Origin of the sequence: Kitasatospora sp. NPDC058170, assembly GCF_042883905.1 — a bacterium.
Classification (GTDB): Bacteria; Actinomycetota; Actinomycetes; order Streptomycetales; family Streptomycetaceae; genus Kitasatospora.
On the sequence record NZ_JBHVUV010000072.1, the window covers coordinates 1 to 8,952 of the forward strand.

Sequence of the window (8,952 nt, forward strand, 5' to 3'; positions counted from 1 at the left end):
CCCCTACGGCCCCCCCGGCTCCCGCCTCTACCGCACCGGCGACCTCGCCCGCCGCCTCCCCAACGGCACCCTCGACTTCCTCGGCCGCGCCGACAACCAAGTCAAAATCCGCGGCTACCGCATCGAACTCGGCGAAATCGAAGCCCGCCTCCGCGAACACCCCACAGTGAGCGACACCGTCGTCACCGTTCGCGAACCCAGCCCCGGCGTCAAGCACATCGTCGCGTACCTCGTCACCGACATCCCGATCGACGCCGCCGCCCTGCGCGAGCACCTCGCCGCGGACCTGCCCGACTACATGCTCCCCACCGCCTACACGGCCATCGATCACATTCCTCTGACCGGCAACGGCAAGGTCGACCACCGTGCCCTGCCCGCACCGGAACTGTCCGGGAGCGCGGGCGGCGCGCGTACCGCCCCGCGCACCCCGGTCGAGCGGGACCTCGCGGCGACCTGGGGCCAGGTCCTCGGCCTGGAGCACCTCGGTGTCGAGGAGACCTTCTTCGACCTGGGCGGCGACTCCATCGCCGCCGTGCGACTCGTCGGCGCCCTGCGCGCCGCCGGCTACGAGCTGTCGGTCCGCGACGTCTTCGAGCACCGCACCGTCGCCGACCTCGCGAACCTGCTCTCCGGCCAGACCGCCGGCCAGTCGCTCATCCAGGCCGTCGCCCTCTTCGCCCTCATCAGCGACGAGGACCGCACCACGCTCCCGGCCGGCATCACCGACGCCTACCCCCTGTCGCAGATCCAGACCGGCATGCTCGTCGAGATGCTGGCCGCCCGGGACGACCGGGGCACCCGGACCCGTACTCCGTACCACAACGTCGACTCGCTCCGGGTTCCCGACCGGCACCCCTTCTCGGCAGAGGCGCTGCGGGAGGCACTGGACGTCCTGGCGGCCCGCCATGACGCACTCCGCACCTCCATGCACCTCGACGGCTACTCGCAGCCCCTCCAACTCGTCCACGATACCGCCGAGTTGCCGCTGACCGTCCACGACCTGCGCGGTCTCGACGCCGAGGAACAGACGCGGCGCCGGACCGAGGACCTGGCCCGGGAGCGAGCCGACCTCTTCGAGCTGTCCGCCGCTCCCCTGCTCCGCGTCCAGGTGCACATCGAGAACGACGAGGCCTGGCGGCTGACGGTCAGCCACTGCCACGCGATCACCGAGGGCTGGACCCTCAGCCTCCTGGTCACCGAGATCGTGGAGTGCTACCAGCACCTGCGTGACGGCCGTGAACTCCCCGAGTACCAGGCGCCGTCGGTGCGTTACGCCGACTTCATCGCCGCTGAGCTGGAGTCACTGGCCAGTCCCGAGGACCGGGCGTTCTGGCAGGACGTCGTCGACGGACACGCTCCGCTGCGCCTGCCCGCCGACTGGTCACAGGCCGACGCCCCCACGGGAGTCCGCCACGGCAGGCAGGTCCCGTTCGCCGACCTCGAAGACGCGCTGCGCGCCCTCGCCCTCAAGGCCAACACCTCGCTCAAGAGCGTGCTGCTCGCCGCCCACCTCAAGGTCATGAGCTCGCTGACGGCGGACGACGCCTTCCACACCGGCGTCGTCTTCCACGGCCGACTCGAAGCCCCCGGCGCCGACCGCGTCCTGGGCATGCACCTCAACACCCTGCCCTTCCCCGCCCACCGCCCCACCGGCACCTGGCGCCAACTCGTCGAACACGTCTACGCCCAGGAAGCCGAAATCTGGACCCACCGCCGCTACCCCCTCCCCGCCGTCCAACGCGAGGCAGGCAACGGCCAACGCCTCATCCCCGTCATGTTCGAACAGCAGAACTTCGAACAGCTCGACCCCACCACCAACAACAACGGCACCGACACCGGCACCGGCGGTAATGAGTTCGACCTCGGCATCATCGCCGCAGACGGCGCACTCAGCCTGGGGACAACAACGGCTGTTCTCAGTGCGGTGGCCCTGGAGCGCCTCGCCTCCATGTACCGCCAGGTCCTGGAGGCGATGGCCGCCGACCCCGACGGCGACGCCACCACCACCCACCTCCCCGCCGACACCCTCGAACCCCTGCACGGCCACCACACCGAATGGCCCGGCACCAGCCCCCTGCACCTCTTCCAGACCCACGCCGCCACCACACCCCACGCCACAGCCGTCATCTGCGGCGACGACCAACTCACCTACCAGGAACTCGACGAGCGTTCCAACCAGCTCGCCCACCACCTGCGCGCCCTCGGCGTCACCCCCGGCGACCACATCGGCATCTGCCTCGACCGCAGCCCCGCCGTCCTCACCGCGATGCTCGCCACCTGGAAGGCCGGCGCCGCCTACATCCCCGTCGACCCGGCCCTACCCGCCGAACGACGCCACTACATGCTCACCGACGCCACCGCCACCATCCTCATCACCGACAACGACCAGGACGCCGACCAGGACACCGACACCCAGGACACCGCCTTCACCGGGCAGCGCGTCCACCCCGACCACGCCCAGCACCACCCCACCACCCCGCTCCACACCCCCCACGACGGCGACGCCCTCGCCTACCTCCTCTACACCTCCGGCTCCACCGGACGCCCCAAGGGCGTCATGATCCCCCACGGCGCCCTCCACAACCTCCTCTCCTCCGTCCAGAACGACATCGGCGTCGGCGTCGGCGTCGGCGTCGGCCGGGGCGGCACCTGGCTGGCGTCCACCTCGATCTCCTTCGACATCTCCGGCCTCGAACTGTTCCTGCCCCTCACCACCGGCGCCCGCATCGCCATGGCGACCAGCGAACAGGCCAAGGACCCCGAGGCCCTGACCCGGCTGATCGACACCCACCGGGTCACCCACGTCCAGCTCACACCCTCCGGATGGCGGCTGCTCCTCACCGCCGGCTTCGACAACCACGAAGTGACCGCGCTGGTCGGCGGTGAGGCCTGCACTCCCGACCTGGCGAACGAACTCACCAGCCGCGTGCAGCGACTCGTCAACGTCTACGGCCCCACCGAGACCACCATCTGGTCCACCTACTGGGAAGTCCCCGAGGAAACCGACACCGTCGCCATCGGCACCCCCCTCGCCAACACCCACGCCCACATCCTCGACACCAACACCCAGCCCGTCCCCGACGGCATCCCCGGCGAACTCCACCTCGCCGGCACCGGACTCGCCCACGGCTACCACCACCGCCCCGCCCTCACCGCCGAACACTTCATCCCCAACCCCCACGGCCCCGCCGGCTCCCGCCTCTACCGCACCGGCGACCTCGCCCGCCGCCAGCCCGACGGCACCCTCCACTACCTCGGCCGCATCGACACCCAGGTCAAAATCCGCGGCTACCGCATCGAACTCGGCGAGATCGAAGCCCGCCTCCGCGAACACCCCGCGGTCCACAACACCGTCGTCGCCGCCCAGGAGCCCAGCCCCGGCGTCAAGCACATCGTCGCGTACCTCGTCACCGACACCCCGATCGACGCCGCCGCCCTGCGCGAGCACCTCGCCACGGACCTGCCCGACTACATGGTCCCCGCGATCTACATCGCCATCGACCGGATCCCCCTCACCAACAGCGGCAAGGTCGACCACCGCGCCCTCCCCACACCCGACACCAACGCCCTCCCCACCACCCGCTACATCGCCCCCCGCACCCCCGTCGAAGAACGCCTCGCCGCCATCTGGTCCGACGTCCTCGGACTGCCCCGGATCGGCATCGAGGACAACTTCTTCGACCTCGGCGGCGACTCCCTCCGCGCCGTGCGACTCGTCGGAGCGATGCGCGCCGTCGGGTACGACGTGTCGATCCCCGACGTCTTCCGGCACCGCACCATCGCCGGCCTGGGCGCCGGCCTGGCCGGCCAGGCGGCCGACGAGTCGCTGATCCGCGCGGTCGCACCGTTCTCGCTGATCAGCGACGAGGACCGCGCCGCCCTGCCCGCCGGCATCACGGACGCCTACCCCCTGTCCCAGGTCCAGACCGGCATGCTCATCGAAATGCTGGCCACCGCCGACCCGGCAGCCGGCCTCTACCACAACATCAACTCCTTCCGGATCCCGGCGGAGCACGCGTTCTCCCTCCCCGCTCTGCGCCAGGCCGTCGACACCGTCACCCGACGCCACGACATCCTGCGCACCTCCATGCACCTCGACGGCTACACCCAGCCCCTCCAACTCGTCCACGAAACCGCCGAGTTGCCCGTGACCGTCCACGACTGGCGCGGAATCGACACCGCACAGCTCCACCAGGCCCTGCGCGACTACGCCGGCCAGGAATGGGCCACCGGCTTCGACCTCACCACCGCCCCCCTCCTGCGCATCGCCGTCCACCTCGAAGACGACGACGCCTGGCGCCTCACCTTCAGCTACAACCACGCCATCGCCGAAGGCTGGAGCCTCAACACCCTCCTCATGGAGATCGTGGAGTGCTACCAGCACCTGCACGACGGCCGTGAACTCCCCGACCACCAGCCGCCGTCGGTGCGTTACGCCGACTTCATCGCCGCCGAGCTGGAGTCACTGGCCAGTCCCGAGGACCGGGCGTTCTGGCAGGACGTCGTCGACGGACACGCTCCGCTGCGCCTGCCGGAAGGCTGGGGTGCCAAGGACGGAACCGGTGAGTCGCTCCGGCTCGTGACGGACTACCAGGATCTCGAAGAGGATCTCCGAATCCTGGCGAAGCAGTCCGACGCGTCCTTCAAGAGTGTGCTGCTCGCCGCCCACCTCAAGGTCATGAGCTCCCTGACCGCGGACGACGCCTTCCACACCGGCGTCGTCTTCCACGGCCGCCTCGAAGCCCCCGGCGCCGACCGCGTCCTGGGCATGCACCTCAACACCCTGCCCTTCCCCGCCCACCGCCCCACCGGCACCTGGCGCCAACTCGTCGAACACGTCTACGCCCAGGAAGCCGAAATCTGGACCCACCGCCGCTACCCCCTCCCCGCCGTCCAACGCGAAGCAGGCAACGGCCAACGCCTCATCCCCGTCATGTTCGAGCACCTGGACTTCCACCAGGTCGACGCCGAAACGATCGACGTCGGAGCAGGCCTCGGCACCGGAGCCAACGAGTTCGCCGTCAGCGTGGTCGCGACCGGCGGAACCCTTGTCGTCAAGGCGAGCACCGACTCGCTCGGCCGGGCCGCCGCAGAGCGGCTCGCCTCCATGTACCGGCTCGTCCTGGAGTCGATGGCCGCCGATCCCGACGGCGACGCCACAGCCGCACGTCTACCCGAAGTGGAGAACAACCCCGTGTCCCGCCTGCGCACCGAACCGACCAACCAGGTACTGACCCTCGGCATGTTCGAGGCCCAGGCGGCCGCCAAGCCGCGGTCCGTGGCCGTGGTGTGCGGCGACGAGCGGCTGACGTACCAGGAACTCGACGAGCGCTCCAACCAGCTCGCCCACCACCTCACCAGCCTCGGTGTCACCCCCGGCGACCACATCGGCATCTGCCTGGACCGCAGCCCCGCCGTCCTCACCGCGATGCTCGCCACCTGGAAGGCCGGCGCCGCCTACATCCCCGTCGACCCGGCCCTACCCGCCGAACGACGCCACTACATGCTCACCGACGCCACCGCCACCATCCTGATCACCGACAACGACCAGGACGCCGACCAGGACACCGCCTTCACCGGACAGCGCGTCCACCCCGACCACGCCCAGCACCACCCCACCACCCCCCTCCACACCCCCCACGACGGCGACGCCCTCGCCTACGTGCTCTACACCTCCGGCTCCACCGGACGCCCCAAGGGCGTCATGATCCCCCACGACGCCCTCCACAACCTCCTCTCCTCCGTCCAGAACGACATCGGCGTCGGCCGGGGCGGCACCTGGCTGGCGTCCACCTCGATCTCCTTCGACATCTCCGGCCTCGAACTGTTCCTGCCCCTCACCACCGGCGCCCGCATCGCCATGGCGACCAGCGAACAGGCCAAGGACCCCGAGGCCCTGACCCGGCTGATCGACACCCACCGGGTCACCCACGTCCAGCTCACGCCCTCCGGATGGCGACTGCTCCTCACCGCCGGCTTCGACAACTACGCGGTGACCGCACTGGTCGGCGGTGAGGCCTGCACACCCGACCTGGCGAACGAACTCACAAGCCGCGTCCAGCGACTCGTCAACGTCTACGGCCCCACCGAGACCACCATCTGGTCCACCTACTGGGAAGTTCCCGAGGAGACCGACACCGTCGCCATCGGCATTCCCCTCGCCAACACCCACGCCCACATCCTCGACACCAACACCCAACCCGTCGCCGACGGCATCCCCGGCGAACTCCACCTCGCCGGCACCGGACTGGCCCACGGCTACCACCACCGCCCCGCCCTCACCGCCGAACGCTTCATCCCCAACCCGTTCGGCCCGGCGGGCTCGCGCCTCTACCGCACCGGCGACCTCGCCCGCCGCCAGCCCGACGGCACCCTCGACTACCTCGGCCGCATCGACACCCAGGTCAAGATCCGCGGCTACCGCATCGAACTCGGCGAGATCGAAGCCCGCCTCCGCGAACACCCGGCCGTGCGCGACGCCGTCGTCACCGCCCACGGGCAGAACGAGGACAAGACACTCATCGGCTACATCGTCACCGCCGACGGCTCCCCGTGCCCCAGCGAGGAACTCCGGGCCCACCTGACGATCGCACTGCCCGACTACATGGTCCCGGCCGCCTACATCGCCATCGACCGCGTCCCCCTCACCAACAGCGGCAAGGTCGACCACCGCGCCCTGCCCGATCCGGACGCGAGCGCGTTCGCCACCAGCCGCTACATCGCGCCCCGCACCCCCGTCGAGGAGCGGCTGGCCGCCATCTGGTCGGACGTCCTGGGCCTGCCCCGGATCAGCATCGAGGACAGCTTCTTCGAGCTCGGCGGCGACTCCATCCGCGCCATCGGGCTCGTCGGCGCCCTGCGCGCCGCCGGCTACGAGCTGTCGGTCCGGGACGTGTTCCAGCACCGCACCGTCACCGACCTCGCGAACCTGCTCTCCGGCCAGACCGCCGGCCAATCGCTCATCCAGGCCGTCGCCCCCTTCGCCCTCATCAGCGACGAGGACCGCGCCGCACTCCCGGCCGACGTGGTCGACGCCTACCCCCTGTCGCAGATCCAGACCGGCATGCTCGTCGAGATGCTCACGGCCGCCACCGACTCAGCGGGCGAGAACCTCTACCACAACATCAACTCCTTCCGGATCCCGGCGGAGCACGCGTTCTCCCTGCCCGCCCTGCGCCAGGCCGTCAACACCGTCACCCGACGCCACGACATCCTGCGCACCTCCATGCACCTCGACGGCTACTCCCAGCCCCTCCAACTCGTCCACGAAACCGCCGAGTTGCCCGTAACCGTCCACGACTGGCGCGGACTCGACACCACACAGCTCCACCAGGCCCTGCGCACCTTCGCCGACCAGGAATGGGCCACCGGCTTCGAGCTCACCACCGCCCCCCTCCTGCGCATCAGCGCCCACCTCGAAGACGACGACGCCTGGCGCCTCACCTTCAGCTACAACCACGCCATCGCCGAAGGCTGGACCCTCAACACCCTCCTCATGGAGATCGTCGAGTGCTACCAGCACCTGCACGACGGCCGTGAACTCCCCGACCACCAGCCGCCGTCCGTCCGCTACGCCGACTTCATCGCCGCCGAGCTGGAGTCACTGACCAGTCACGACAGCCAGGCCTTCTGGCGGCAGATCGTCGACCGGCACACGCCGGTCCGGCTTCCCGCCGAATGGGCCGACGAACGCGGCGACACCGCGGACCACCACCGGGCACTCGTACCGTACCGAGACGTGGAGGCGGGTCTGCAGCGGCTGGCCGTCCAGGCGAAGGCCTCGCTGAAGAGCGTGCTGCTCGCCGCGCACCTCAAGGTGCTCAGCACGCTCACTCCCGAGGAGGCCTTCCACAGCGGCGTCGTCTTCCACGGCCGCCTGGAGGCCCCCGGCGCCGACCGCGTCCTGGGCATGCACCTCAACACCCTGCCCTTCCCCGCCCACCGCCCCACCGGCACCTGGCGCCAACTCGTCGAACACGTCTACGCCCAGGAAGCCGAGATCTGGACCCACCGCCACCACCCGCTCCCGGCCATCCAGCGCGACACCGGCACCAACGAGCGACTGCTCACCACGCTCTTCGACCACCAGGACTTCCACCAGATCGACTCCGACACGGTGGACACCGACTCGACCGAGAACGCCGGTGCCAACGAGTTCGCGCTGAGTGCCATCGCCACGGGCGGCACGATCAAGCTGGTCACGACGACCGGTGTGCTGAGCGAGGCGAACCTGGAACGGCTGGCCGCGATGTACCGGCTGGTGCTGGAGGCCATGGCGGCGGACGCCGCGGGCGACGCGACCGCGGACTGCCTGTCGGATGCGGAGCGTGAGCGGTTGCTGGTGGAGTGGGCCGCCGGCCCGGACACCCAGTGGCCCACCGGCACCACCATCGAACTCTTCGAACGCCAGGCCGCCACCACCCCCGACGCCACCGCCGTCATCATCGGCGACCGACACCTCACCTACCGCGAGACCGACGAACGCGCCAACCAGATCGCCCACCACCTGCGCACCCTCGGAGCCGGCCCCGACACCCTCATCGGCGTCGCCCTCGACCGCGACCACCACCTCCTCCCCGCCCTCCTCGGCATCTGGAAAACCGGCGCCGCCTACCTCCCCCTCGACCCCGCACTCCCCACCGAACGCCTCACCTACATCCTCGACGACACCCACACCACCACCATCCTCACCACCACCCACCACACCCCCACCCTCCAAACCCTCCCCCACCCCACCACCCTCATCACCCTCGACCAACACCCCAACCCCACCGACCACCACCCCACCACCCCCCTCCACACCCACCACGACCCCCACAACCTCGCCTACGTCATCTACACCTCCGGCTCCACCGGACGCCCCAAAGGCGTCCAGATCCACCACCACGGCCTCGCCAACTACCTCAACTGGACCACCCACTCCTACGCCCCCCACGGCACCACAGGAGCCCC

1 protein-coding gene is annotated in these 8,952 nt (G+C 70.1%); it reads left to right on the top strand.

Annotated elements, in window-relative coordinates:
- Positions 1-8,952 (top strand): amino acid adenylation domain-containing protein (locus tag ACFVVX_RS37655; RefSeq protein WP_387952668.1); only part of this gene is annotated, 8,952 nt, incomplete at both ends.